This window comes from Mesorhizobium sp. M8A.F.Ca.ET.165.01.1.1 (assembly GCF_004792065.1).
In the GTDB taxonomy this organism is placed as follows: domain Bacteria; phylum Pseudomonadota; class Alphaproteobacteria; order Rhizobiales; family Rhizobiaceae; genus Mesorhizobium.
The window spans coordinates 101,547-126,400 of record NZ_SRTH01000010.1; the positions used below are offsets into that span (position 1 = coordinate 101,547).

Below are 24,854 nucleotides of genomic sequence, written 5' to 3' on the forward strand. Positions count from 1 at the left end.
GGAGTAGCAAAATGCCCAAGATGAAGACCAAATCGGCCGCCAAGAAGCGGTTCAAGATCACAGGTACGGGTAAAGTGCTGTCGGCTGCGGCCGGCAAGCGTCACGGCATGATCAAGCGTTCCAACAAGTTCATTCGAAATGCCCGCGGCACGATGGTTCTGGCTGAACCGGATGGCAAGAAGGTCATCAAGAATTTTCTTCCGAACGGCCTTTAAGTTTTAAGGAGATCATGACATGGCACGCGTAAAAAGAGGCGTCACCTCGCACGCCAAGCACAAGAAGGTCCTGAAAGCCGCCAAGGGTTTTTACGGCCGTCGCAAGAACACCATCCGCATCGCCAAGCAGGCGGTGGAAAAGTCCCTGCAGTACGCTTATCGCGACCGCAAGAACCGCAAGCGCTCGTTCCGCGCGCTGTGGATCCAGCGCATCAACGCCGCGACCCACGAGCACGGCCTGACCTATGGCCGTTTCATCGACGGTTTGAACAAGGCCGGCATCGAGATCGATCGCAAGATCCTGTCCGACATGGCCATCCACGAGCCGCAGGCTTTCGCCGCCCTGGTCGCCAAGGCCAAGGTCGCGCTCGAATACCTGAAGAACACCACGCCGAACGCTTTTGAAAGCGCTGTCGCCTAGAGCATGATGCCAAAAAGTTTCTGACTTTTTGGACAACATCATGCTCCAGGGAAATTAGCGAGGAGCGCGATCTTTTCCGAAAAGTCTGCAACTTTTCGGGATCGGGCTCCGAGCCCAGCGCTTCCCAAGCATTCGCAATTCTGATTTGGGGAACCCGCGCTGGCACGGCTGGCGCGGGTTCTTTTGTCTCTGATGCCTGAACTTTCAACTTAGAAGTGACTTTCACTTTAAAGCTGACTTCCAACGTAGCGAGTTTGACCGTGAACGACGCAACTACCGGCTTGGATACGCTCGAAAATTCCCTGATGGCTGAGATCGCGTCGGCCGCCGATGAGCCGGCCATCGAGGCCGTGCGCATCGCTGCCTTCGGCAAGAAGGGCACCGTGTCCGAGATGCTGAAAACCCTTGGCGCCATGACCGCCGAGGAGCGCCAAGTCAAGGGCCCCGCCATCAACGGCCTCAAGAACCGCGTCACCGAGGCGCTGACGGCCCGCAAGGCTGATCTGAAGGATGTGGCGATCGCCGCCCGGCTGGCCGCCGAAAAGGTCGACGTGACGCTGCCGGTGCGGCAGTCGCCGGCCGAGCGCGGCCGCATCCATCCGATCAGCCAGGTCATCGACGAGATCGCGGCGATCTTCGGCGATCTCGGCTTCGCCATCGCCGAAGGTCCCGACATCGAGACCGACTACTATAATTTCACCGCGCTGAATTTCCCGGAGGGCCATCCGGCGCGTGAGATGCACGACACCTTCTTCTTCCAGCCGGACGAGAAGGGCGAACGCAAGCTGTTGCGCACCCACACCTCGCCAGTGCAGATCCGCACCATGGAGAAGCAGAAGCCGCCGATCCGCATCGTCATTCCCGGCAAGACCTACCGCCAGGATTCCGACGCCACCCATTCGCCGATGTTCCATCAGGTCGAGGGGCTGGTGATCGACAAGTCGGCCAACGTCGCCAACATGAAGTGGGTGCTGGAAGAGTTCTGCAAGGCCTTCTTTGAAGTGCCGCAAGTCAAGATGCGCTTCCGGCCGTCCTTCTTCCCGTTCACCGAACCGAGCCTCGAGGTCGACATCCAGTGCGACCGCTCAAGGCCAGGCGAGGTGCGCTTCGGCGAAGGCTCCGACTGGATGGAGATTCTCGGCTGCGGCATGGTGCATCCCAATGTGCTCAGGGCCGGCGGGCTCGACCCCGACGAATACCAGGGCTTTGCCTGGGGCATGGGCATCGACCGCATCGCCATGCTGAAATACGGCATGCCGGACCTGCGCGCCTTCTTCGACGCGGATGTGCGCTGGCTGTCGCATTACGGCTTCCGGCCGCTGGACATGCCGACGCTGTTCGGAGGCTTGAGCGCGTGACACCCCTGAAGACTCCTGCCGCCAGCCATTACGGAACAGCCCAATGAAATTCACCCTCTCCTGGCTCAAGGATCACCTTGAAACCGACGCCACGCTGGCCGAGATCGTCGAGCGGCTGACCTCGATCGGCCTCGAGGTCGAGCATGTCAACGACAAGGCAGGCCTGAAACCCTTCGTCATTGCCAAGGTGCTGACGGCAGTGCAGCATCCCGACGCCGACCGGCTGCGGGTGCTGACCGTCGATACCGGTGACGGCAAGCCGCCGGTGCAGGTCGTCTGTGGCGCGCCCAACGCTCGCGCCGGCCTGATCGGCGCCTTCGCCGCGCCCGGCACCTATGTGCCCGGCATCGACGTCACTTTGACGGTCGGCAAGATCAGGGGCGTCGAAAGCCACGGCATGATGTGTTCCGAGCGCGAGCTGGAACTGTCCGACGAACATAATGGCATTATCGACCTGCCCGAGGATGCGCCGGTCGGCACCAGCTTTGCGTCCTATGCCCATCTCGACGATCCGGTCATCGAGATCAATCTGACCCCGAACCGGCCCGATGCCACCAGCGTCTTTGGCATCGCCCGGGATTTGGCGGCGAGCGGCCTCGGCCGCCTCGTCGGCGGCGCGATCATGCCGCATGTCGGCAGCGGCATGTGCCCGGTGAAGGTGACGATCGAGGCGCCGGAGCTTTGCCCGGGCTTCGCGCTCAGGCTGGTCAAGGGCGTCAAGAACGGGCCGTCGCCGAAATGGCTGCAGCAGCGGCTGATCGCCATCGGGCTGAGGCCGATCAGCGCGCTGGTCGACATTACCAATTACGTCACCTTCGACCGCGGCCGACCGCTGCACGTCTTCGACGCCGCCAAGGTCGCCGGCAATCTGGTCGTGCGCCGCGCCAGGGATGGCGAAAAGGTGCAGGCGCTCGATGGGCGCGAGTACACGCTGACGCCGGAAATGTGCGTGATCGCCGACGATAATGGCGTCGAATCCATTGCCGGCATCATGGGCGGCGAGCATTCCGGCTGTGACGAGACCACGACGGACGTGCTGATCGAATCCGCTCTGTGGGACCCGATCACCACGGCCCGCACCGGGCGCACGCTCGGCATCATCACCGATGCGCGCTACCGGTTCGAGCGCGGCGTCGATCCTGAATTCATGGTTCCGGGCATCGAACTGGCCACCAAGCTGGTGATCGACTTCTGCGGCGGCACACCGACGGAGACCGAGGTGGCCGGCTATGCCGGGCATCAGCCGAAGATCGTTTCCCTTCCGCTGTCGGAAGTGAAGCGGCTGACCGGCATCGAAGTGCCAAAGGCGGAGAGCCTCGACATCCTGTCGCGTCTCGGCTTCCACGCGCAGGGATCGGGCGACGTCGTCGACGTGACCGTGCCTTCCTGGCGTCCCGATGTCGACGGCAAGGCCGATCTGGTCGAGGAGGTCATGCGCATCCATGGCGTCGACAACATCGCGCCGCAGCCGCTCGGCGCGCATGACGTGGTCAACGGCAAGATCCTGACGACACTGCAGATCCGCACCCGTGCCGCCAAGCGTTCGCTTGCCGTGCGCGGCATGATGGAGGCCGTCACCTGGTCGTTCATTCCGGCCAAACACGCCGAACTGTTCGGCGGCGGCCAGACGGCGCTGAAACTCGCCAACCCGATCGCCGCCGACATGTCCGACATGCGGCCCTCGCTGCTGCCGGGGCTGATTTCGGCTGCGCAGCGCAATGCCGACAAGGGCATCGGCGACGTGGCGCTGTTCGAGGTCTCGGGCACCTATGAGGGCGATGGCGCCGACCAGCAGCGGCGCGTCGCCGCCGGCGTGCGCCGCGGCACGGCCAAGCTCGACGGCTCCGGCCGCAACTGGGCCGGCAATTCCGGTCCGGTCGGGGTGTTCGACGCCAAGGCCGACGCGGTCGCCGCACTCGAAGCCTGCGGCGCGCCGGTCGAACGGCTGCAGATCGAGGCCGGCGGACCGGCCTGGTATCATCCCGGCCGTTCCGGCACGATCAAGCTCGGTCCGAAGACCGTGCTCGGCACGTTCGGTGAGTTCCATCCGAAGACGCTGGAAGGGCTCGACGTCTCCGGGCCGCTATGCGGCTTCGAAGTGTTCGTCGACGCCGTGCCCGAGCCGAAGGTAAAGCCGACCAAGACCAAGCCGAAGCTGGAACTCTCCGCCTTCCAGGCGGTGAAGCGCGATTTTGCTTTCGTCGTGGACAAGGCGGTCGAGGCGGGCACGCTTGTTCGCGCCGCACTGGCCGCCGACAAGAAGCTGATCACCGGCGTCTCGGTCTTCGATATTTTCGAGGGTGGGTCGCTCGGAGCCGACAAAAAATCGATTGCCGTCGAAGTGTCTATCCAGCCGGTCGAGAAGACACTGACCGACGAGGATTTCGAGGCGCTGGCCAAGCGCATCGTCGAGAATGTCGGCAAGCAAACGGGTGGCGTGCTGCGGGGATAAAGGATTGCGGGTAGATGGCGAATCGCCCTCCAAAGGGTGATGAACCATCTGCGTCATTCCGGGCTCCCGTTTGAGAAACAACGAAGTGCGTTTCTCGGCATCGTCGAGGCTGATCCGCTGCTTGTCGAAACGCTGGCACGAGTGCGCGCGTTTGCCTTGCCGGATTGGCTGGTGGTTTCCGGCGCGCTCTACAACAGCGTCTGGAACCAGCTGACCGGCAAGTCGTCGGGCTACGGCATCAGGGATGTCGACCTCTTCTATTTCGACGACTCCGACCTGTCCTATGAGGCAGAGGACGCGGTGATCCGCCGGGCGGCTCGGTATTTCGAGGGACTGCCGCTGCCGGTCGAAGTGCGCAACCAGGCCCGCGTGCATCTGTGGTATCCGCGGAAGTTCGGACAGCCCTGCCCGCGTTATACGAGTTCCAGTGAGTCCGTCAGCTATTTCGCCTCGAAGACACATGCGGTCGGGGTGCGCTACGGCGCCGATGGGCAATTGGAGCTGGTGGCGCCGTTCGGACTCGACGATCTCTTCTCGTTTCGCATCACGCCGAACCGGGTGATGGACAACCAGCGGACGCATGAAGTGAAGGGTGCGCGGGCAAAGGAGAACTGGCCGGAGATTACGGTGGTGCCTTGGTAGGGCGCTGGCGCAAGGCGCCCCCCCTCTGGCCTGCCGGCCATCTCCCCCACTTGGGGGGAGATCGGCAGCTTGGCGGTCTCGCCCTCTTTCGACGTCGGCGATTGGCGAAGGCCGAAATGACATCCAATCTCCCCCTGGTGGGGGAGATGTCCCGGAGGACAGAGGGGGCGCCTCGCGCCAGCGTCTGAAAGCTAGCGGATGCCGAAAAATCTACCCATTCACCAGCGTCAGCAGTTCCTCCGTATAGCGCTTGCCCATCACCTTATCCGGTGACAGCGCATCGCCGATCGCCGCCACCTCGGCCGCACTTAGCTCGATCGCGGCCGCCGCCGTGTTCTGCTCGAGATGGCGGATTTTTCGTGCACCAGGGATGGGGACAATAAAGTCGCCCTGGTGCAGCACCCAGGCCAGCGCCAGTTGCGCCGAGGTGACGCCCTTGTCGGCCGCCATCTTTTCCAGCGTGGCGATCACCTCGGCATTGGCGGCCATGGCATCGGCCTGGAAGCGCGGCAGGACACGGCGCCAGTCATCGTCGCTCAAGGTCTCCGGCTTGGCGATGGTGCCGGTGAGCAGGCCGCGGCCGAGCGGGCTGTAGGGCACGAAGCCGATGCCCAACTCGCGGCAGACAGCGAAGACATCGTCTTCAGGGTCGCGGCTCCACAGCGAATATTCGCTCTGCACGGCCGCGATCGGGTGTACGGCGTGTGCCCGGCGGATGGTGGCGGCGCTCGCCTCCGACAGGCCCAGCGCCCGCACCTTGCCCTCACGCACCAGCTCTGCCATGGCGCCGACCGTATCCTCGATCGGCACGTTCGGATCCACACGGTGCTGGTAGTAGAGGTCGATGACATCGGTGCCAAGCCGCTTCAGCGACGCCTCGGCAACAGCCTTGACGTGCTCGGGACGGCTGTCGACACCGGCCATGCGATCCATGCCGGTGCCTTCCTCCAGGATCTTGAAGCCGAATTTGGTCGCGATCGTCACCTTGCCGCGAACCGATTTCAGCGCCTTGCCGAGCAGGATCTCGTTCTCGAAGGGGCCGTAGACCTCCGCCGTGTCGAAGAAGGTGACACCGATCTCGACGGCGCGGTGCAAGGTGGCGATCGCCTCGGCTTCCGGCTGGCCGCCATAGGCAAAGCTCATGCCCATGCAACCAAGGCCGACCGGGAAGACTTCAAGTTCAGTACCGAGTTTGCGGGTTTTCATCACGCGTCTCCTTGTTGTGATGCGGCAGAAATAATGCCTTGCGGTCCGTTCGATAATCGGCTCTTCTTAGTACGGGTCGTTCCAAGAAATAGATCAATGAACCGAGCGCATCTCTCACAGCTTGCGGTGCTGGCAACCGTTGCCCAATGCGGCAGTTTTCGCGGCGCGGCCAGGGAACTGGCGATCGCGCCTTCGGCGGTCAGCCACGCAGTCTCCAGCCTGGAAGCACGGCTTGGCGTGCGACTTTTGGCGCGCAGCACGCGCAGCGTCGCTCCGACCGAGGAAGGCGCACGGCTGCTTGAACGGTTGCGGCCGGCGCTGTCCGAGATCGACCTGGCGCTGGAAACGGCCGTCGAGGCGCGCGACCGGCCTGCCGGCAATCTGCGGCTGACCGTCCCGCGCACGGCTGCGCATCTGACGCTGACGCCGCGGCTCGGCGCCTTTGCCGCCGCCTATCCCGAGATCGTGCTGGAGATCGTCATCGAGGACCGCTTCACCGACGTGGTCGAAGGCGGTTTCGACGCCGGCGTGCGGCTCGGCGAAAGCCTGCAGCGCGACATGATCGCGGTGCGCATCGGGCCCGATCTTCGCGGCGCCGTCGTCGGCGCGCCGTCCTATTTCGCGAAGATGCCGAAACCTCGCCATCCGCGCGAGCTTGCCGACCATCGCTGCATCCGCTTCCGTTTCTCCAGCGGCGTCCTCTACCGCTGGGAATTCGAGAAGGACGGCGAGGAGATCGAAATTGCCGCGCAAGGACCGCTGATCCTCGACGAGGACCATCTGATCGCCCAGGCGGCGGTCGACGGCGCCGGGCTCGCCTTCGTCTTCGAGGACTATGTCCGCGCGCCGCTCGCCGACGGCCGGCTGATCCGCGTGCTGGAGGACTGGTGCCCGCCCTTTGAGGGATTCTTCGTCTATTACCCCAGCCGCCGTCAGATGCGGCCGGCGCTGAGGGCTTTCGTCGATTTCTTCAGGGTGAGCGGGTAGGCAACTCTGCCCCTTGGCGGCAAGGGGAAGAAAGCTGACCGCGCCAACGTTCGCCTCCCATGCAGACCATCACCAACACCACGACCCGCTATGGCTGGGCAACCATCGTCCTCCACTGGCTGATCGGGATCATCTTCATCGGCCAGTTCACACTCGGCTTCGTCATGGTCAGGACCCAGAGCCAGCGTACCGCCTTCGAGCTGATCCAGCTGCACAAATCACTGGGCTTTCTGCTGCTTGGGCTCATCATCCTGCGTATCGCCTGGCGGCTCGGCAACGCCGCACCGCCCTTGCCGCCTTCTGTCGGCGCCCTGGAGCGCCGCTCGGCGCCGTTGGCGCATCTGGCGCTCTATGTCTTCCAGCTGGCCCTGCCTTGTCCGGCTGGGCGCTGGTTTCGGTCTCGACGCTGGAAATCCCCAGCATGCCGTTCAACCTGTTCGTCATGCCCAACCTGCCGCTACCCGAATCCGACGCCGCCGAAAGTTTTTGGGCGTCGGCGCACTGGTATCTCGCCTATGCCGGCATCGCACTGGTTGCGCTGCATGTCTGCGCGGCCCTGCGCCATCATTTCCTGCTGCGCGACAGCGTGCTGACACGCATGATCACGCCTTCGTCAACCGGGGAATAGAACGGGCCTTGATCTCGTTGGTGGGGTGAGGACGCGAGAGAGCGTTGCCTCCGAACAAGGAACAATCCAATGCGTGCGCGAATCCTCGGATTGGCGGCTGCCGCCGCCTGTCTTGCCATGCCCGTCTATGCGGCAGTCGTACTCGGCGATGCCGCCGGCAGCTATACGATCAGCCAGGCTGGTTCCGCGATCCGCTTCACCATCGGCAAGGCCGGCGGCGGCGGCTTCGATGGCGCCTTTGCCCGTTTCAAGGGCACGATCCGCATCGACAACAATGATGTCGGGCGCTCGAAAGTCGACCTCACCATCTATCCCGAAAGTGTCGGCACCGGCCAGGGCCGCATCGATGCCTTCCTGCGCTCCGATGCGGTGTTCGATGCGGCCAACAGTCCCGAAATCCAGTTCCGCTCGACAAGCGTGAGCCGCACCGGTGACACGACGGCGCTCGTCACCGGTCGGCTGACGGCGCGCGGCAAGACGTTTCCGGAAAAATTCACCGCCGAGCTCGACGGGTTGAAGGGCGGGGCGATCAAATTCCATGTCACCGGCAAGGTGCTGCGCTCGCACTACGGCATGGATGTCGGCACGCCGCTCTATTCCAACGTCGTCGATTTCGACATGACGCTGACTGGGAGAAGGGGCTAGGCGCGACCTGTTTCCTCGCCACAGCTTCGTGGGGCGGGGGACAGAGCACCCGCATTGGCTTTTCCGGCGATTTCGGGCAAACCTCCTTGCCTGTAACCGACAAGGAGAAGCGCGATGTTCCGATGGGGTGTGTTGTCGACGGCAAAGATCGGCCGCGAGCAGTTGTTGCCGGCAATCGTCGAGGCGGAGAACGGCGTGCTGTCGGCGATCGCCAGCCGCGACCTGTCGAAGGCCAAGGCATTGGGCGACCGCTTCGGCGCGCGCCATGCCTTCGGCTCCTATGAGGAGCTGCTCGCTTCCGACCAAGTCGACGGCGTCTATATCCCCTTGCCGACCTCGCAGCATGTCGAATGGACGGCCAAGGCCATCGAGGCCGGCAAGCATGTGCTGGTCGAAAAACCGCTGGCGCTCGACGCCAAGGACATCGCGCCCCTGATCAAGCTGCGCGATGCCAAAAAGGTGCTGGTCTGCGAAGCCTTCATGGTCATCTACCATCCGCAATGGATCAAGGTGCGTGATCTCATCGCCAGCGGCGCCATCGGCCGGCTGCGCCATGTGCAGGGCGCTTTCTCCTACTACAATGTCGATCCCAACAACATGCGCAACAAGCTCGATCTCGGCGGCGGCGCGCTGCCCGACATCGGCGTCTACCCGACCGTGTCGACACGCTTTTCGACCGGCAAGGAGCCGCTGCGCGTACAGGCGACGATCGAGCGCGACAAGACATTCGGCACCGACATCTATTCCTCGATCCGCGCCGATTTCGGCGATTTCGAACTGTCCTTCTACCTGTCGACCCAGATGGCGGCACGCCAGGTGATGGTGTTCCACGGTGAGAAGGGTTTCATCGAAGTGTTCTCGCCGTTCAATGCCGGGCTGTACGACCATCACCGCGTCGAACTGCACAACCAGAACCACACCGAGGCGCAGGTGTTCCGCTTTCCCGGCACGCAGCAATACAGGCTCGAGGTCGAGACCTTCGCGCGGGCGGCGCAGGGCGGCAAGGAGCGGGTCTTCACGCTGGAAGAATCCGTGCTCAACCAGAAAGTCATCGACGCCATCTTCCGCGCCGGCGACAACAAGGGCGGCTGGGAGACCGTCTGAGCCATTGTTTGACGCAATTCCGGACGGAAAACCGCCTCACACTTTTCCTGGAATTGCTTGCTTAACCGGCTAATTCTGGGGGGAACAAATGGCTGACGACGCGGACGTGATCATTGTCGGCGCCGGCCTTGCCGGGCTGGTTGCCGCCGCCGAGCTTGCCGAGGCCGGCAAGAAAATCATCATCGTCGACCAGGAGCCGGAGCAATCGCTGGGCGGCCAGGCGTTCTGGTCGTTCGGCGGGCTTTTCCTGGTCGATTCGCAGGAGCAGCGGCGCATGCGCATCCGCGACTCCCATGATCTGGCGCTCGAGGACTGGATGGGCACCGCCGCTTTCGACCGGCCGGAGGATTTCTGGCCGCGCAAATGGGCGGAGGCCTATGTCGGCTTTGCCGCCGGCGAGAAGCGCTCCTGGCTCCTGCAGCGCGGCCTGAAATTCTTTCCTGTCGTCGGCTGGGCCGAACGCGGCGGCGGCAATGCCATCGGCCATGGCAATTCGGTGCCGCGCTTCCACATCACCTGGGGTACCGGTCCCGGCGTGCTAGAGCCGTTCGTCCAGTGCGTGCGCGAGGCGCAAAAGCGCGGATTGATCGACTTCAGGTTCCGCCATCGGGTCAATGAGCTGACGCGGACGGGTGCGGCCGTGACCGGCGTGCGTGGCGACATCCTGCAGCCGAGCACTGTCGAGCGTGGCCACAAGAGTTCGCGCGATGTGTCAGGCGACTTCGAACTGCATGCCCAGGCGGTGATCGTCGCCTCCGGCGGCATTGGCGCCAACCATCAGCTTGTCCGCGAGAATTGGCCCAAGCGGCTGGGCACGGCACCGAAGCGCATGATCACGGGCGTGCCCGACCATGTCGATGGCCGCATGCTGGCCATATCGGAACAGGCCGGCGGCTCGATCATCAACCGCGACCGTATGTGGCACTATGTCGAGGGCATCAAGAACTGGGCGCCGATCTGGACCGATCATGCCATCCGCATCCTGCCCGGACCGTCCTCGCTGTGGCTCGATGCCCGGGGAAAACGCCTGCCGGTGCCGCTTTATCCCGGGTTCGACACGCTGGGCACGCTCAGCCACATCATGAGTACCGGCTTCGATTATTCCTGGTTCATCCTGACCAGGAAAATCATCCAGAAGGAATTCGCGCTGTCGGGCTCGGAACAGAACCCCGATCTGACGGGAAAAAGCTGGCGCCAGGTGCTCGGCCGCGCCACGTCGGGCATCCCCGGTCCCGTCAAGGCGTTCATGGAAAAGGGCGAGGATTTCATCGTCGAGGCCGATCTTTCGAAGCTGGTGGCGCGCATGAACGCGCTGGCCGGCGGCGAACCGCTGCTCGATGTAGCAGGGGTCGAGCGCGAGATCCGCGCCCGCGACATGCAGCTCGACAATCCGTTCTCCAAGGACATGCAGATCACCGCGCTGCGCGGCGCGCGCGCCTATCTTGGCGACCGGCTGATCCGCACGGCAAAGCCGCACAAGATGCTCGACCCGGCGAACGGACCGCTGATCGCGGTGCGCCTCAACATCCTGACCCGCAAGACGCTGGGCGGCCTGCAGACCGATCTCGACAGCCGCGTGCTGGGTCCCGACGGCCAGCCGGTACCGGGCCTCTATGCCGTCGGTGAAGCCGCCGGTTTCGGCGGCGGCGGCGTGCACGGCTACGCGGCGCTCGAAGGCACGTTCCTGGGTGGCTGCATCTTCTCGGGCCGCAGCGCGGGCCGGGCAGCGGCACGTTCGGTGGGGTGAGATGGCGGCGTCTTGCAGGCCTTTGGCCAGGCATGGCAAGGCCGACGCCATCGGCCGTGCAACCGACGAACCGCAGCGGTGGTTGAACGCGACCCGTGTCGCCGCTCCATGCTTGGCCGGGTGGACGTTAAACGCAGTCAAGTTGTGTTAAGTTGGTTAAAATCCCGCCGCCCGCCCGCATTTGTGCCTTAGGGGCCGGCATGAATGACGGACGGAATGGAATGAACAAGGTCCTCCTCATCGACGACGATGTCGAGTTGACGACGCTGCTGCAGGAATACCTGGTCGAAGAAGGGTATGACGTGGCGACAGGCACGGACGGCGGCACGGCGATTGCCGCCGCCGCGCGCAAAGCGGCGGACCTGATCGTGCTCGATATCATGATGCCCCGAATGAACGGGATCGAGGTCCTGCAAAGGATCAGGAAGCTGAGCCAGGTTCCGGTGCTGCTGCTCACGGCAAGAGGCGATGACATCGACCGGATATCGGGCCTTAACCTCGGTGCCGACGACTATGTGACAAAACCCTGTTCGCCGGGAGAGCTCGCGGCCCGAGTGCGCGCGATCCTTCGTCGTGCGAACCAGCCCGCGGTCGGCGCGTCCACTGACACGCTGAGAGCCGGACGGCTGGTGATCCATCCGAGCAACAGAACCGCCGAATGGGACGGGCAGTTGCTGGAGCTTACCGGTACGGAGTTCAGCCTGCTCGAAGTTCTCGCTCGCCATGCCGGTCAGTTGGTGCCGAAGCAAGACATCTCGAAACGGGCTTTTGGAAAGCCGCTAGCCCCGTTCGATCGCCGCATCGACGTCCATATCAGCAGCGTGCGTCAGAAGCTCGGCCTCAGGGACGATGGACAGTCATGGATAAGGTCTGTTCGCGGCCAAGGCTATCAACTTCTTTTGGACTGACATGCCCCGGCTGTTCAAGAAGTTCTTCGTGATAACCTGGCTGACGCTTGCCGCGTCCGTCGCGATCATAGTCCTGACGCTCGACTTCTTTCAGACGCTTCCTTCCGCTTCGAAACTGGAACGCCAGAAGCAGGCGGTCGTCCTCGACCTGACTGAAAACCTCCTTGTCAAGGACGGTGAAGATGCCGCTCGGCGCTTTGCCCGTGCAAGCGAGGACACGGTGCCGGTCGGCCTCACGATCTCCGAGATCGCGGGATCCGGCGCATGCACCGATAGGAGCACGGCGGAGACAAGAACCGTCCTGAAGGACGGGAGTTGCTACCGGATCTCCGTGCCTCGGCAATACAGTGTCATTCTCGACAAGCTTGGTCCGTTCGTACCAGGGCTCGGTATTTTGATTTCGAGCGCGATATCGGCGGCCGCGCTCGCCCGATATCTCATTCGTCCCGTCGTGCACCTTCGCGACGGCCTGAGCGCGCTCGCCCATGGCCGCTTCGACGTCCGCATCGGACACAAGATGGCAGGCCGGAAGGACGAGGTCTCCGCGCTCGCGCATGATTTCGATTCCAGCGCTGCGCGGTTGCAGGAGCTGCAGGAGGCACAGCAGAGACTTTTCCACGACGTGTCCCATGAGCTGCGCTCCCCGCTGTCACGTCTGCAAGCCGTTGGGGGTGTCCTTCGGCAGAGTCCGGGCAAACTCGATGCCATGCTGGATCGCATGGACCGGGAGATCGAACGGCTCGATGCGCTGGTCGGCGAAGTGCTGACGCTCGCCAGGCTGACGGCCGGTTCCCGCCTCCCTCTGTCGACACAGAGGCTGGACGTCATCGATCTCCTGAACGAAATCCTGAGCGACGCGGCGTTCGAAGCCCAGGCACGCCAGGTTTCGATCACCACCAATGTCGACGACAGCTTTCTTGCCGAGGTCGAAGGCGAGCTGATCTGCCGGGCGCTGGAAAACGTCATTCGCAACGCCGTCAAATACACCGCCGAACATTCGCAAATCATCGTGCAATGCGAGACCACGGAACACCTCCTCAAGGTGTGCGTCGTGGATCAGGGGCCGGGCGTCAGGCGAGACGAACTCGAACGAATCTTCCAGCCATTCTCCCGCGGCAACGACGCGGCACCCAGAGGCGGGTACGGTCTTGGCCTTGCGATCGCGAGACAGGCAATCGAGCGCCATGGCGGGCGCGTATACGCGTCGCTGCCGGACGTCGGCGGCTTGGCCATCATGCTGGAGATTCCTCGGCAGCCGGCCAACGATCGAGGTTGATGGCAAGGTTTACCCAACTTTACACTGCCTTTACCGCCATTAACGCTGGCATCGCTAAAGCTGGACCGTGACCCCGGTTCTTCAAATGCGAGAGAGTGGACTGATGTCGGTGACCACGACGGTGTTTCAGCAGGGCAAGAGGATGCGGTTCCTCTGGCTGGCCGTGCCATTACTTTTGACGCCGGTCGTATTGTCGCAGAGCGCCTGGCCGCCGGAGACTCTTCCTCGCCAAGGCATGGAGCTTATTGGCTCCGCATTTATCATAATATGTGTCGCCGGTCGGTGCTGGGCATCGCTGTATATAGGCGGACGCAAGAACCGGGAACTCATAACGAACGGCCCTTATAACCACACCCGCAATCCGCTGTACTTCTTTTCTTCCCTAGGGCTTGCCGGCATCGGCCTGATTTTCGGGTCAGTGGCGATTGCGGCCTTCTACTTCCTGTTTGGGTATCTGGTATTCGCTTATGTCTCAGGCCGCGAATCGATTGCTCTTGACGGGCTTTTTGGCGATGCCTACCGGGAATATTGCCATGAGGTGCCCGCCTTCCTCCCTCGCTTCGGACGAAGCGTTGGCGACGTCGCGCATCAATTGCCCAGGACGTTCAACCCGGTTGCGCTGAAGCGTACCGCTATCGACAGTTCCTGCTTTCTCCTTGCAATCCCCGGGTCCGAACTCATCGAGTCGTTGCAATCCGCAAAGCTCCTCAAACCAATACTGCACCTCTTTTGATGGCTGGGCTGCCGGCCCGATGAAACAAGTTTCCTCCGGCCCGCGTACGGTTCTGAGGCGAAACGCCCCGCTGGCCGCACCATCACGCTGGCGCTTCCGGCGACGTATGCGCCGGCTGAAGATCCGTGCCGATCGTGGGTTTTACCCAACTTTACACTGCCTTTACCGCGATTAACGCTGGGGCCGCTAGAGCTGAACCCATGATGCCGGTTCAGACGATTTGACAATGATCCTGAAGCTTCGACGACTTGAAATGCGGCCGCGAGCAGCGCTCTGCGCGGCCCTGTGGTTGTCCGCGTGCACGAGTGTGCCCTTGCCCCAGGGCACGTCCCTCAGTTCCTACGCCGGAATGAGCCCATCCACGGGCATCCTCGCAAAAGCGAGATTGCGTGTGGATCCGGCGCCGTTGCTCGCCGCACAGACCGTGCGCATTGTACCGACCGCGACGCAGATCGGCAGCAGTGGCTTCGATCCCAAAGACCTGGCGCTCGTCGCCAACGCGGTCGACCGGGCGCTCTGCACCGACCTTAGCGACCGCTTCCAGGTCGTGGCCCCGAGCCTGCCGGCGGACCTCATCGTCCACGCTACCGTCACCGACATCGTTGCGACCAATCGTACGGCGGCGGCGGGTTCCGTCGTTGCGTCGCTCGGCGCCTCGGTGGCGGGGCTCGGCGTTCCAGTCCCCCGGCTTCCGATCGGCCTCGGCGGCCTGGCCATCGAGGCCGAGGCCGTCGACAAGGACAGTTCCCAGAAGGCAGCCATTCTCTGGTCGCGCGGTGCAAACATAATCACGACCAAGGCTCGGGTGTCCACGGTGGGGGATGCGTATTCCCTCTCTTCGGCCTTCGCCGCTGACTTCAGCCGCATGCTGCTCAAGGGCAAGGACCCGTTCAAGGGAATGCCGGCGATACCATCGATGCAAAGACTGCGGGCCTCGCTCGGCGGTGATCCGAAATACGATGCCTGCAAGGCGTTCGGAACGGCTCCCGGCATTCCGGGAATGGTCGCCGCCCGCTTCGGCCTGCCGCCCACCTGGACCGACAAGGGCGCCGCGGTCTCCCGCTAGCGATAGCGGATATTTGTCGCGAGAAGCGGCGCTCTGCCGCACTTCGAGCAATCTAGAGCCGTTCCAGGAAAAGCGTGTAGCGGCTTTCCGTCCGGAATTGCGTAAAAACAAAGAGTTAGAAGAAGCACGTCCAAGATTGGCAGCGGCGGCGGTCGCAATCATGGATCATAGGATCGAGTTCGGAACTGCTGCGACCCCTCGTTGCCGCTTCCAGCGAAGAATCGGCGGCGTCGGCGCTCATAGTTCTGTACCGAAATGGCGCGCCCGAAGAGATTCGAACTCCTGACCCCCAGATTCGTAGTCTGGTGCTCTATCCAGCTGAGCTACGGGCGCGCATCAGGCCATGTTTTCGACGGCCCCGCGATCCGATCCGAAAGACCGGCCGCGAATGTGTGCAGTTCCCTAACGACTGAATTTGCGAAAAGCAAGCCGATCCGGCAAAAGTTTTGTCGCAAGCCTGTCATCCAGCGATGCTGGCGCCGATCCCGGCACTTCGAGCCGTGGGATCAGCCTGAATCCAGACGGCGGACAATCGGGCAAGGTCAGGGAAGAGCGGCGGGTCCGGAAGGCGAGTAATCCTCAGTAAACGGCCGGGAAGCCGTCAGGCCGGGCGGCGCAGGCTGCCACGGGCCTGGTCGAGGCGCACCGGCTGGTCGGGGATGGTGACGGCGAATGTCGTGCGCCCGCCAATCGACTCGACCAATTCCACAGTGCCGCCATGCGCGCGGATCAGTTCATGCGCGATGGCCAGGCCAAGACCGGTGCCGCCGCTGCGCGCGGAGCCGCGGAAGGCCGCGAACAGGTTTTCGCGCGCCTTCGGCGGCAGGCCGGGGCCGGTGTCGGTGACGGCGATGCGGCTGACACTGCCCATGCGCTCGGCCGAGACCGCCAGCCGGCGCACGACGGCGCTTTCGGTATCGGCCGCCATCGCCTGCACCGCGTTACGGCAAAGATTGGTGAGCACCCGGAACAACTGGTCGGAATCGGCGTCCACCTCGAACGCCGTCTCGACGGCGTTGATGAACTCGATGCCCTCCTCGATCGCCAGCAGGCCGTGCACGTCCTCGACAAGCTGGCGCAGCCGCACCCTGCGGCGCGAGGGCGGCGGCTCCTGCGTGCGGCCGTAATGAAGCACGCCCTCCGAATAGGCGACGGCGCGGTCGAGCGCGCGCACCAGTTTCGGCGCGAAGGCCTGCACGGTCGGATCCTTGACCTGGCGCAGGCGGTCCGACAGCAGCTGGGCCGAGGCCAGAATGTTGCGCATATCGTGATTGATCTTCGATACGGCGAGGCCGAGGTCGGCCAGATGCTTCTGCTCGGCCAGCATCTTTTGCAGCCGCTCCTGCATCTGCGACAGTTCGCGTTCGGCCACGCCGATCTCGTCGGCGCGATCGGCGGGGTGAATGATCCGCCCAGGATCGTCAGGGGCCTGGGAAAAGGACAGCATCGAACGCGTCATGGTGCGGATCGGGCCGATCATGATCAGGTCGATCGCGGCATAAACCAGCATGGCCGTGAACAGCGAGATCAGGAGCGAGACGAAGGCGACGTTGCGCGAATAGATGAGCATGGCCTTGCGCAGGGAGTAGTCCGGCATGATCAGCTCGAACTCCTTGTCGCTGTCGCCGACCGGTCCAAAAACCCGCAGCATCCTGTCGCCGCCGAAAAACAGCGTGTCCAGCGCGCCGGTCATGCCCTTGACCATGCCGACGCTGGCGAGATCGATGTGTTCGTCGACCTGTGGCGGCATGTCGGCCACCACCAGAAGCCGCGAGACACCGCCGTCGCGCACCGCGATCGCCTTGGCGCCGATGGCCATCAGCACGTCGTTCTGGGCCGTGCGCGACAGCGAGGTCGACTCGCCCTGCACCAGCACGATCGACACGGCGGCGGCCGTGCTCAGCCTCTCCTTGAGCCAGCTCAACCTATAGCTGGCGATCCAGGGCAGGAAGATCAGCACTTCGGCCAGCAGCACGAAAACGATGGTGAGCAGCAGCAGCTTCGTCGACAAACCGCGCGACAGGGGTACCGTGCGGACGGCGGCTGATGCCGTTCCGGTCCCTTCCCCTGCTTGGCTGGCTTCGCTCATGCGACTCGATCTTCACAATCACTTGATCAGCCAAGATTAGGCGATTACGGCTTTTTTGCCAATTTCTCCCTTGGTCGGAAAAATAGACTGCTCCAAAAGAGGTGCGTCTTTAGCGCGCCGACGCCGGATTGACTTCCAAAACCCTTCTTTCTATAAGCCCGCTCACGCTCGGGCCATTCGTCCCGGCGCGGTTTCGATCGCGCCAAAACCGGCCCGGCAAAGCTCCTGTTACAAAGTGACAGAATCAAGAAGGGCCGCACCCCGCGGTATTAAAACAAATGAAGCGTACCTACCAACCGTCCAAACTCGTCCGCAAACGCCGGCACGGCTTCCGTGCTCGCATGGCCACCAAGGGTGGCCGTGGCGTCGTCGCAGCTCGCCGCAACCGCGGCCGCAAGCGGCTCAGCGCCTAAGCGAGACGAGATCGTTGCCCGCAACCGGCAAGCCAGTGGGGCAAAATCCCAAGCGGCTTCTGAAACGCGCGGAATTCCTGGCCGTCCGTCGTGGTGAAAAGCGACGCGGACGGTTTTTCCTCGTCGAGGTCCTCGACCGCGGCGACGGCGGGGTGCCGCGCGTCGGCTACACCGTTACCAAGAAGGTCGGCAACGCTGTTGTGCGCAACCGCGTCAGGCGGCGGCTGAAAGAGGCCGTCCGCGTCCATGCCGCAGATGACATGGTGCCCGGCAATGATTATGTCATCGTCGGGCGCGATGATGCGCTGCGCGCCCCCTTCGGCCAGTTGAAGGCCGAACTCTCCCGCCGGATTCGCGGAACACGATAGGCCAAGGGCTCTCGATGGAAAACAACCGGAACTTCTTCATCACCATCGCCCTGTCGGTGCTGATCCTGGCGCTGTGGCAGTATTTTTATGTCCTGCCGCGCAGCGAGCAGCAACGCGAGGCGGCTCGCATCGAGCAGCAGCGCGTCGAGGACCAGAAGAAGGCGGCCGATGCCGCCAATCCGGGCGCATCGACGCCGGCGCCGGGCACCACGGCCCCGGGTGCCATTCCCAACGCCCCCGGCGGTGACATCGTCACCGCGGCCGGCCGCGACCAGGCGCTGGCGGCTTCCAGGCGCGTCAAGATCGACACGCCGAGCCTCGAGGGCTCGATCAATCTGACCGGCGCGCGGCTCGACGACCTCAAGCTCAAGCACTACACCGAGACCGTCGACAAGAATTCGCCCGAGATCGAACTGCTCAACCCGCAGGCGCTGCCCACCGGCTATTTCGCCGAGATCGGCTTCGTCGGCAACGACAAGACCGGAACGGTGCCGGGCGCGGAAACGGCGTGGACGGTCGACGGCAATCCGACACTGACGCCGTCGACGCCGGTGACGCTCACCTACACCAACGACAAGGGCCTGACCTTCAAGCGCACCTTCTCCGTCGATAGCGACTACATGTTCACGGTTTCGGACACGGTGCAGAATTCGGGCAGCAGCGCCGTTTCGCTGTTCAACTATGGCCGCGTCACGCGATACGACAAGCCGGCCGTTGCCAGTACCTACGTGTTGCATGAAGGTTTGATCGGCGTCACCGGCACCGAGGGCTTGGCCGAATATAAATACGCCAAGATCGAATCTGAAAAGCAGGTCACCCCGGGCAAGTCGACCGACGGCTGGCTCGGCATCACCGACAAATACTGGGCCGTGACGCTCGTGCCAACCGAAAAGCAGCCTTTCCAGCCACGCTATGCCTTTTTCGAGGATGGTCGCCATCGCTATCAGTCCGACTTCCTGACCGATGCAATCAATGTCGACGCCGGCCAATCCGCAACAGTCGAGACGGAGATCTTCGCTGGGGCCAAGGAAGTTGCCAAGATCAACGCATATGAGACTGACCGTCACATTCGCCAGTTCAACTTGGTGATCGACTGGGGATATTTCTATTTCATCACCAAGCCGATGTTCTGGCTCATCGACACGCTCTACAAATTCTTCGGAAATTTCGGCCTGGCGATCCTGGCCACCACGGTCATCGTCAAGGCCATCTTCTTCCCGCTCGCCAACAAGTCCTACGCGTCGATGGCGAACATGAAGAAGGTGCAGCCCAAGATGCTCGAGATTCGCGAGAAATACGCGGACGACAAGATGAAGCAGCAGCAGGCTATGATGGAGCTGTACAAGACCGAAAAGATCAATCCGCTCGCCGGCTGCTGGCCGGTGGCGCTGCAGATCCCGGTCTTCTTCTCGCTCTACAAGGTGCTCTACATCACAATCGAGATGCGGCACGCGCCGTTCTTCGGCTGGATCCAGGATCTGGCAGCGCCCGATCCGACCTCGCTGTTCAACCTGTTCGGCCTCGTTCCGGTCACCCTGCCGCACATGCTGATGATCGGCGTCTGGCCACTGATCATGGGCGTCACCATGTTCCTGCAGATGCGCATGAACCCGACGCCGCCGGATCCGACGCAGGCCGCGATCTTCACCTGGATGCCCGTCATCTTCACCTTCATGATGGCCGGGTTCCCGGCGGGTCTGGTCATCTACTGGGCCTGGAACAACACGCTGTCGATCCTGCAGCAGGGCGTGATCATGAAGCGCCAGGGCGCCAAGATCGAGCTGTGGGACAATCTGGTGGCGCTGTTCCGCAAGAAACCTTCGCCGGCCGAATAGCCGGCACCTTCCCTCCTCAAAAAGGCCCGGCTTGTCCGGGCCTTTTTGTTTGCACCAGGTATCGCTTCACGATCCCGTGATCGGCGAAACTGCAATCACGCGCGGGGCGTGACTGCGTGTGCGTTTCAAAGGCTATCAATCCCGATCAGCCCTCACCCGGAGGAAGACCACATGCGCTTGCCCACATTCAGGACCATCGCCCTATCAGCCCTCATCGCCGGCATGGCGATTGCCGCGCCGGCCTATGCCAAGAACCCGAATGTCGGCGGCGCGCCGATGTACGCCACCAAGACCATCGTCGAGAACGCGGTCAAGTCGAAGGACCACACGACGCTGGTCGCCGCCGTCAAGGCCGCCGGCCTGGTCGACACGCTGCAGGGCGCCGGCCCGTTCACCGTGTTTGCCCCGACCAACGAAGCTTTCGCGGCGCTGCCGGCCGGCACGGTCGACACGCTGCTGAAGCCCGAAAACAAGGACAAGCTCACCAAGGTGCTGACCGCGCATGTCGTGGCCGGCAAGATTTCGGGCGCCGATATGATGAAGAAGGCCAAGGCGATGGGCGGCAAATACGAGATGAAGACAGTCTCGGGCGACACGCTCACCGCCGAAGTCAAGAAGGGCAAGCTCTACATCATGGACGAGTCCGGCGGCGAGTCGAAGGTGACGATCGCCGACGTCAACCAGTCGAACGGCGTCATTCACGTCGTCAACAAGGTTCTGTTGCCGAAGTAGCGGCTTCCGGCGAAAAGGGGGCGTCGGCGGATCGTTGGGGCTTTCCCGGTCCGCCATCCCCGCCTCATGACGAGGTGCCATGTTTCTTGCGAAGCCGTATCGGCGAGGCCGGGGTCCTGTCGTCCCTCACAGGGCCCCGGTTTCTTTTGGTGAGAGCGCTTTGCCTCGGCGTTCGAAGCCCGACCGCTTCCGCCACATCACTCCATGACGGCGCTGTGGTCGACCTTGGCCGGCGTCCCCGGCTTGCGCAGCAGGAGCACCAGCGGGATCGCCGCCAGCGACAGGATCATCATCAGCTTGAAGTCATTCATGTAGCTGATAACAGTCGCCTGCAGCGTCACCACGCCGTCGAGCGCGGCGCGGCCGGCGGCGGTATAAGGGTTCATCGCCTGGAAGATCGCCGGATCGCTGAACGCCTGGTTGAAGGGCGTCACATAGGTGGCAATGTTGGCGTGGTTGATCTGCACATTCTGCGTCAGAAGCGCGGTGACCACCGATATTCCGACGCTGGAGCCGATGTTGCGCGACAGATTGTAAAGACCGGTGCCTTCCGCGCGCCGCTCCGGCGCCAGTGTGGCGAAGGTGATGGTGGTCAGCGGCACGAACAGGAAGCCCAAGCCCGCACCTTGGATGAAGCCGGTGGAGATGATGGTCCACTGCGAAACGTCAGGCGTCCAGCCGGTCATGTCGTACATCGCCCAGGCGGTGATCAGCAGGCCGATGAGCAGCAGCCAGCGCGTGTCGACCTTGCCGATCAGCCTGCCGACCAGGAACATGCAGGCCATCGTGCCAAGCCCGCGCGGCCCCATGACGATGCCGGCAGTCACCACGGGATAGCCCATCAGCGTCTGCAGATAGGGCGTCATCAGCGCCAGCGAGGCGAGATAGGTGATGCCGATGATGAAGATGAAGATCATGCCGACGGCGAAATTCCGGTCGAGGAACAGCCTCGGATTGACGAAGGTGTTGCGGGCGGTGAAGGTGTGGACGAGGAAGATGTAGAAGGCCGAAGCGCAGATCAGCGCCTCGACGAGGATCTCGGATGACGAGAACCAGTTGAGCTGCTCGCCGCGATCGAGAAACATCTGCAAGGCGGCGATGGTGATGCTGAGCATGCCGAAACCCAGCCAATCCAGCCTTGCCTTGAAATCCAGCTTGGTTTCCAAGACGTACAGAGACACGCCGGCGAAGGCCAGCGCGCCGATCGGCACGTTGATGTAGAACACCCAGCGCCAGCTGACATTCTCGGTCAGCCAGCCGCCGATGACAGGCCCCAGCACCGGCCCGACCATCACCGAGACGCCGAACAGCGCCATGGCGGAGCCGCGCTCTTCCACGCTGTAGATATCGAGCAGGATGCTCTGCGACAGCGGCACCAGCGCCGCGCCGAACAGGCCCTGCAGCAGGCGGAAGCCGACGATCTGCGGCAGCGACTGCGCGAAACCGCACAGCACCGAGGCGACGACGAAGCCGGTGATCGAGGTCAACAGGATGCGCTTGCGGCCGAAGCGGTTGGCAAGGTAGCCGGAAGGCGGCGTCATCACCGCCGCCGCCACGATGTAGGACGTCAGCACCCAGTTGATCTGGTCGGCGCTGGCCGAGACGCTGCCCTGGATATAGGGCAGCGCGACATTGGCGATGGTCGTGTCCAGCGCCTGCATGATGACGGCCAGGATCACGCAGGCGGTGATGGCGCCGCGATTGGCGACCACCGGCGTGGCACCTGTCGCGGACGCGCTGGTCATGACTTTTGTCCGAACAGGCCGATGAGATTGGTGACGAAGTCCGGCAGGCCGCGTGCATGGCCCGTGTCGACGTCGACCACGGCGCTCATGCCGCCGCGCAGCGGTGGTTTGCCGTCGATGTCAGCGATGGTGACGCGCATCGGGATGCGCTGCACGACCTTGACCCAGTTGCCGGTGGTGTTCTGCGCCGGCAGCAGCGAGAAGCTCGACGACGAGGCGGGACTGATCGAGGCAACTTTGCCGTGCCAGACGGCACCGGGATAGGTGTCGACGCTGATCGTCGCCGTCTGCCCGGGACGCACATAGGTCAGCTCGGTTTCCTTCGGTTCCGCCGCGATCCACAGATCGGTCGACGAGACCAGGCTGAACGCCGGCTGCGAAGCCGGCAGGTACTTGCCGACCTGCAGCGCGTCGACATTGGTGACGATGCCGTCGAACGGTGCCTTGACAACGGAATCGGCGAGGTTGCGCTGCGCGTCGTCGACGCCCGACTGGGCCTGGAGGTAGAAGGGGTTCTTCTCCACCGGCTGGTTGGCGTCGCCGCCAAGCTGGGCGAGCGTGGCCTGCGCCTGCGCCTTGGCGACGGACACTTTCTGGCGCGCGGCGACGAGATCGTGCTGGGCGCTGTCGAAAGACGCCTTCGAGGCGGTGGAGGTCTTGAGCAGATCCTGCTGCCGCTGGAAGGCGGCTTCGTAATAGGGAATGTCGGCCTGCGCCTGCTCGATCTGCGACAGCGACTGCTGGTAGCTCGCCTCCAGGGTCAGCACCTGGTTGCGGACGGTGCCGAGCTGGGCCTGGGCGGCGGCGAGAGCGGTCTCGAAGGAGGCCGGCCGCAGGCGAAACAGCACGTCGCCCTTCTTGACCGCCTGGTTCTCATGCACGTCGATCTCCTGCACCGTGCCGGAGACGTCGGTCGAGACGCCGAGCGACTGAGCCTGGATATAGGCATTGTCGGTCGTCATCAGCTGACCGCCGGTGACATAATAATAGCCGCCGAAGACAAGCGCGACGGGAAGCAGGGCAAAAAGGACGGGCCGCGTCAAACTGCGCTTCGGTTTGACCGGAACAGGAGGGGCGACGGCGGCAGGGGCCTGCCGTGGCGGCGGCTCCTTGGCCGGAGCCTCCAGCGCCGCCGGCTCCGGGGCGACCGGCGCTTCCAGTTCGTCATTTTCGATGACGGCGCTGGCCCGCCGCTGTTCGCGCTCACTGTCGAGCTGGATAATCTGGTCGGTCCGACCCGCCGGTGTTTCGTCTCCGGCAGGCTTCTTGGGGGATGTCGATTCAGCCATGTACTTTCTCCCGGTCGACGGCTGGCTGGGTGCAAGCCGCGAGCAGATTGGATTTGATCAAGCTTAGGGTTTGCAGCAGATGCTGCTGTGTTTCGGACGAAAGGCCGTCGAAGGCCTCGTCTCGTGTTTTCTGGCCGTTGCCGCGCATGATCTCGAGCAGCGGACGGGCCCGCGGTGTCAGGTAAAGCAGCCATGCCCTGCGGTCGACGGGATCGGGCCGGCGCTCGATGAAGCCGCGCGCCTCCATCTTGTCGAGCAGCCGGGCGAGCGTGATCGGCACGATCTCGATGAGGTCGGCGAGCTTGTTCTGGTGGATGCCTTCATGCAGCGAAAGGAAGGCCAGCACCTGCCATTGGGCGCGGGTCAGCCCCGATGCGCGTGACCGCTGCTCGAACCGCTTGCGAAGCAGGCGCGCGACGTCGTGCAGCACGAAGCTGATATTGGGGGAAGAGGGCATGGGAGGAGGTCGGGGTCGGGTGGCAACTTTTCGTGAGCATGCTTATTATCATCATGCACATAATCCTGCTGGACGCCCCGCGCAAGACCGATTAAGCCCCGGGGAAGAAAAAACGCATGGGCCACGGCATGCAAAAGCCGCGTGGTGATGTGGATTTGCCGGCAAGGATTTTGGCGATGGAATGGATCAGGATCGCGGCTCTCACGGCTCTCGTTGGGTGCCCCGGCGCCGCTGCCGCGAAGGATGCGGTCAGCTGCGGCGGCGCCGCCATGCTGGGCGGCGCGCAGCTCAACTGCAGCCATGTCGAACCCAAGGCACCGCCGCAGTTCTGCACGTTTAGCTGGGATCTTCACACGATGGCGGGAGATCAGAAGGTCGTCGAAGGCAGCTTCATGCTGCCGCCCGGAGCGTCGAACGTTCAGGTCTATCAGGGCAGTGGTTTCGACAGCGCGCTGTCCAACCCGATCGTGATCTGCCGCGGCAACAAATGAGCGTGGCGGGCAAGGAACGCTCGCTCGTCAGCCGATTGGTGCTATAG

At 63.3% G+C, this 24,854-nt stretch carries 23 protein-coding genes, 1 tRNA gene and 1 pseudogene; 19 read left to right on the forward strand and 6 right to left on the reverse strand.

What is annotated here, in order from left to right; translation table 11 throughout:
- The first annotated feature begins 11 nt into the window (after positions 1-11).
- The 5 genes from rpmI to EN808_RS23860 all read left to right on the forward strand — a co-directional run bounded on the left by rpmI (position 12) and on the right by EN808_RS23860 (position 5,088).
- On the forward strand, positions 12-215 hold the full coding sequence (gene rpmI, locus EN808_RS23840; protein WP_006201248.1) for a 50S ribosomal protein L35: 204 nt from the start codon (positions 12-14) through the stop codon (positions 213-215).
- 19 nt (positions 216-234) lie between these two features.
- Positions 235-636: a 50S ribosomal protein L20 gene (gene rplT / locus EN808_RS23845; RefSeq protein ID WP_006201247.1), complete on the forward strand. Its 402-nt coding sequence runs from the start codon at positions 235-237 to the stop codon at positions 634-636.
- Between the two features lie 305 nt (positions 637-941).
- On the forward strand, positions 942-1,994 hold the full coding sequence (gene pheS, locus EN808_RS23850; RefSeq protein WP_245511840.1) for a phenylalanine--tRNA ligase subunit alpha: 1,053 nt from the start codon (positions 942-944) through the stop codon (positions 1,992-1,994).
- Between the two features lie 43 nt (positions 1,995-2,037).
- Positions 2,038-4,446 (forward strand): phenylalanine--tRNA ligase subunit beta, encoded by a 2,409-nt coding sequence (gene pheT, locus EN808_RS23855; protein ID WP_135917036.1) that lies wholly within the window; start codon positions 2,038-2,040, stop codon positions 4,444-4,446.
- A gap of 39 nt (positions 4,447-4,485) precedes the next feature.
- Entirely contained in the window at positions 4,486-5,088 is a 603-nt protein-coding gene (locus tag EN808_RS23860; protein WP_127873318.1) for a nucleotidyltransferase family protein, read from the forward strand.
- Between the two features lie 210 nt (positions 5,089-5,298).
- On the opposite strand, the gene EN808_RS23865 is transcribed toward EN808_RS23860, so the two are convergent.
- Complete coding sequence (locus EN808_RS23865; protein WP_127873317.1) at positions 5,299-6,294, reverse strand: aldo/keto reductase; 996 nt, start codon at positions 6,292-6,294, stop codon at positions 5,299-5,301.
- Positions 6,295-6,390: 96 nt separating this feature from the next.
- Here EN808_RS23865 and EN808_RS23870 point away from each other — a divergent pair, with 96 nt between their 5' ends.
- The 9 genes and pseudogenes from EN808_RS23870 to EN808_RS23910 all read left to right on the forward strand — a co-directional run bounded on the left by EN808_RS23870 (position 6,391) and on the right by EN808_RS23910 (position 15,388).
- Complete coding sequence (locus EN808_RS23870) at positions 6,391-7,281, forward strand: LysR family transcriptional regulator (RefSeq protein ID WP_127873316.1); 891 nt, start codon at positions 6,391-6,393, stop codon at positions 7,279-7,281.
- A 59-nt stretch (positions 7,282-7,340) separates the two neighbouring features.
- A pseudogene (locus EN808_RS23875) lies at positions 7,341-7,909 on the forward strand (cytochrome b).
- A 69-nt stretch (positions 7,910-7,978) separates the two neighbouring features.
- The gene (locus tag EN808_RS23880) at positions 7,979-8,554 is read left to right on the forward strand and encodes a YceI family protein (RefSeq protein ID WP_127873315.1); all 576 of its coding nucleotides are present in this window, start codon (positions 7,979-7,981) and stop codon (positions 8,552-8,554) included.
- Positions 8,555-8,668: 114 nt separating this feature from the next.
- Positions 8,669-9,658, forward strand: a complete 990-nt coding sequence (locus EN808_RS23885; protein ID WP_127873314.1) for a Gfo/Idh/MocA family oxidoreductase — start codon at positions 8,669-8,671, stop codon at positions 9,656-9,658.
- Positions 9,659-9,746: 88 nt separating this feature from the next.
- Positions 9,747-11,405, forward strand: coding sequence for an FAD-binding dehydrogenase (locus tag EN808_RS23890; protein WP_127873313.1), 1,659 nt, complete (start codon positions 9,747-9,749; stop codon positions 11,403-11,405).
- 221 nt (positions 11,406-11,626) lie between these two features.
- A complete protein-coding gene (locus tag EN808_RS23895; protein WP_127278796.1) occupies positions 11,627-12,313 on the forward strand; it encodes a response regulator in 687 nt (228 codons plus the stop codon).
- Position 12,314: 1 nt separating this feature from the next.
- Positions 12,315-13,589, forward strand: a complete 1,275-nt coding sequence (locus tag EN808_RS23900) for an ATP-binding protein (RefSeq protein ID WP_127278791.1) — start codon at positions 12,315-12,317, stop codon at positions 13,587-13,589.
- A 103-nt stretch (positions 13,590-13,692) separates the two neighbouring features.
- Positions 13,693-14,322, forward strand: coding sequence for an isoprenylcysteine carboxylmethyltransferase family protein (locus tag EN808_RS23905; protein WP_189524159.1), 630 nt, complete (start codon positions 13,693-13,695; stop codon positions 14,320-14,322).
- A gap of 226 nt (positions 14,323-14,548) precedes the next feature.
- Positions 14,549-15,388, forward strand: coding sequence for a DUF3313 domain-containing protein (locus EN808_RS23910; RefSeq protein WP_135917038.1), 840 nt, complete (start codon positions 14,549-14,551; stop codon positions 15,386-15,388).
- A 256-nt stretch (positions 15,389-15,644) separates the two neighbouring features.
- Here the strand turns inward: EN808_RS23910 and EN808_RS23915 are convergent.
- Both EN808_RS23915 and EN808_RS23920 read right to left on the reverse strand, forming a co-directional pair.
- Positions 15,645-15,721, reverse strand: a tRNA-Arg gene (locus EN808_RS23915).
- Positions 15,722-15,989: 268 nt separating this feature from the next.
- The gene (locus EN808_RS23920) at positions 15,990-17,477 is read right to left on the reverse strand and encodes a HAMP domain-containing sensor histidine kinase (RefSeq protein WP_127873310.1); all 1,488 of its coding nucleotides are present in this window, start codon (positions 17,475-17,477) and stop codon (positions 15,990-15,992) included.
- 278 nt (positions 17,478-17,755) lie between these two features.
- Between EN808_RS23920 and rpmH the strand changes: the two genes are divergently transcribed.
- From rpmH to EN808_RS23945, 4 genes are all read left to right on the forward strand, one after another.
- A complete protein-coding gene (rpmH, locus tag EN808_RS23930) occupies positions 17,756-17,890 on the forward strand; it encodes a 50S ribosomal protein L34 (RefSeq protein ID WP_008833937.1) in 135 nt (44 codons plus the stop codon).
- Between the two features lie 14 nt (positions 17,891-17,904).
- Positions 17,905-18,258, forward strand: a complete 354-nt coding sequence (rnpA, locus tag EN808_RS23935; protein WP_127278550.1) for a ribonuclease P protein component — start codon at positions 17,905-17,907, stop codon at positions 18,256-18,258.
- Between the two features lie 14 nt (positions 18,259-18,272).
- A complete protein-coding gene (gene yidC, locus EN808_RS23940; protein ID WP_135862554.1) occupies positions 18,273-20,093 on the forward strand; it encodes a membrane protein insertase YidC in 1,821 nt (606 codons plus the stop codon).
- Between the two features lie 171 nt (positions 20,094-20,264).
- Positions 20,265-20,825, forward strand: a complete 561-nt coding sequence (locus EN808_RS23945; protein ID WP_135917040.1) for a fasciclin domain-containing protein — start codon at positions 20,265-20,267, stop codon at positions 20,823-20,825.
- A 197-nt stretch (positions 20,826-21,022) separates the two neighbouring features.
- Here the strand turns inward: EN808_RS23945 and EN808_RS23950 are convergent, their stop codons facing one another.
- The 3 genes from EN808_RS23950 to EN808_RS23960 are packed head-to-tail and all read right to left on the reverse strand — an operon-like array spanning position 21,023 to position 24,316.
- Positions 21,023-22,570 (reverse strand): DHA2 family efflux MFS transporter permease subunit, encoded by a 1,548-nt coding sequence (locus tag EN808_RS23950; RefSeq protein WP_135862558.1) that lies wholly within the window; start codon positions 22,568-22,570, stop codon positions 21,023-21,025.
- Positions 22,567-23,859: an HlyD family secretion protein gene (locus EN808_RS23955; RefSeq protein WP_135917041.1), complete on the reverse strand. Its 1,293-nt coding sequence runs from the start codon at positions 23,857-23,859 to the stop codon at positions 22,567-22,569. Before EN808_RS23955 ends, EN808_RS23950 begins: the two co-directional genes overlap by 4 nt.
- On the reverse strand, positions 23,852-24,316 hold the full coding sequence (locus tag EN808_RS23960) for a MarR family transcriptional regulator (protein ID WP_135917042.1): 465 nt from the start codon (positions 24,314-24,316) through the stop codon (positions 23,852-23,854). Before EN808_RS23960 ends, EN808_RS23955 begins: the two co-directional genes overlap by 8 nt.
- A gap of 116 nt (positions 24,317-24,432) precedes the next feature.
- On the opposite strand from EN808_RS23960, the gene EN808_RS23965 reads away from it, so the two are divergent.
- A complete protein-coding gene (locus EN808_RS23965; RefSeq protein WP_245525119.1) occupies positions 24,433-24,807 on the forward strand; it encodes a hypothetical protein in 375 nt (124 codons plus the stop codon).
- Positions 24,808-24,854: the final 47 nt, after the last annotated feature.

What these genes read in the sequence shown, in the direction of transcription:
- rpmI (WP_006201248.1), top strand. Translation starts at nt 12, where the DNA reads ATGCCCAAGATGAAGACCAAATCGGCCGCCAAGAAGCGGTTCAAGATC.
- rplT (WP_006201247.1), top strand. Translation starts at nt 235, where the DNA reads ATGGCACGCGTAAAAAGAGGCGTCACCTCGCACGCCAAGCACAAGAAG.
- pheS (WP_245511840.1), top strand. Translation starts at nt 942, where the DNA reads ATGGCTGAGATCGCGTCGGCCGCCGATGAGCCGGCCATCGAGGCCGTG.
- pheT (WP_135917036.1), top strand. Translation starts at nt 2,038, where the DNA reads ATGAAATTCACCCTCTCCTGGCTCAAGGATCACCTTGAAACCGACGCC.
- EN808_RS23860 (WP_127873318.1), top strand. Translation starts at nt 4,486, where the DNA reads ATGAACCATCTGCGTCATTCCGGGCTCCCGTTTGAGAAACAACGAAGT.
- EN808_RS23865 (WP_127873317.1), bottom strand. Translation starts at nt 6,294, where the DNA reads ATGAAAACCCGCAAACTCGGTACTGAACTTGAAGTCTTCCCGGTCGGC.
- EN808_RS23870 (WP_127873316.1), top strand. Translation starts at nt 6,391, where the DNA reads ATGAACCGAGCGCATCTCTCACAGCTTGCGGTGCTGGCAACCGTTGCC.
- EN808_RS23880 (WP_127873315.1), top strand. Translation starts at nt 7,979, where the DNA reads ATGCGTGCGCGAATCCTCGGATTGGCGGCTGCCGCCGCCTGTCTTGCC.
- EN808_RS23885 (WP_127873314.1), top strand. Translation starts at nt 8,669, where the DNA reads ATGTTCCGATGGGGTGTGTTGTCGACGGCAAAGATCGGCCGCGAGCAG.
- EN808_RS23890 (WP_127873313.1), top strand. Translation starts at nt 9,747, where the DNA reads ATGGCTGACGACGCGGACGTGATCATTGTCGGCGCCGGCCTTGCCGGG.
- EN808_RS23895 (WP_127278796.1), top strand. Translation starts at nt 11,627, where the DNA reads ATGAACAAGGTCCTCCTCATCGACGACGATGTCGAGTTGACGACGCTG.
- EN808_RS23900 (WP_127278791.1), top strand. Translation starts at nt 12,315, where the DNA reads ATGCCCCGGCTGTTCAAGAAGTTCTTCGTGATAACCTGGCTGACGCTT.
- EN808_RS23905 (WP_189524159.1), top strand. Translation starts at nt 13,693, where the DNA reads ATGTCGGTGACCACGACGGTGTTTCAGCAGGGCAAGAGGATGCGGTTC.
- EN808_RS23910 (WP_135917038.1), top strand. Translation starts at nt 14,549, where the DNA reads ATGATCCTGAAGCTTCGACGACTTGAAATGCGGCCGCGAGCAGCGCTC.
- EN808_RS23920 (WP_127873310.1), bottom strand. Translation starts at nt 17,477, where the DNA reads ATGAGCGAAGCCAGCCAAGCAGGGGAAGGGACCGGAACGGCATCAGCC.
- rpmH (WP_008833937.1), top strand. Translation starts at nt 17,756, where the DNA reads ATGAAGCGTACCTACCAACCGTCCAAACTCGTCCGCAAACGCCGGCAC.
- yidC (WP_135862554.1), top strand. Translation starts at nt 18,273, where the DNA reads ATGGAAAACAACCGGAACTTCTTCATCACCATCGCCCTGTCGGTGCTG.
- EN808_RS23945 (WP_135917040.1), top strand. Translation starts at nt 20,265, where the DNA reads ATGCGCTTGCCCACATTCAGGACCATCGCCCTATCAGCCCTCATCGCC.
- EN808_RS23950 (WP_135862558.1), bottom strand. Translation starts at nt 22,570, where the DNA reads ATGACCAGCGCGTCCGCGACAGGTGCCACGCCGGTGGTCGCCAATCGC.
- EN808_RS23955 (WP_135917041.1), bottom strand. Translation starts at nt 23,859, where the DNA reads ATGGCTGAATCGACATCCCCCAAGAAGCCTGCCGGAGACGAAACACCG.
- EN808_RS23960 (WP_135917042.1), bottom strand. Translation starts at nt 24,316, where the DNA reads ATGCCCTCTTCCCCCAATATCAGCTTCGTGCTGCACGACGTCGCGCGC.
- EN808_RS23965 (WP_245525119.1), top strand. Translation starts at nt 24,433, where the DNA reads ATGGGCCACGGCATGCAAAAGCCGCGTGGTGATGTGGATTTGCCGGCA.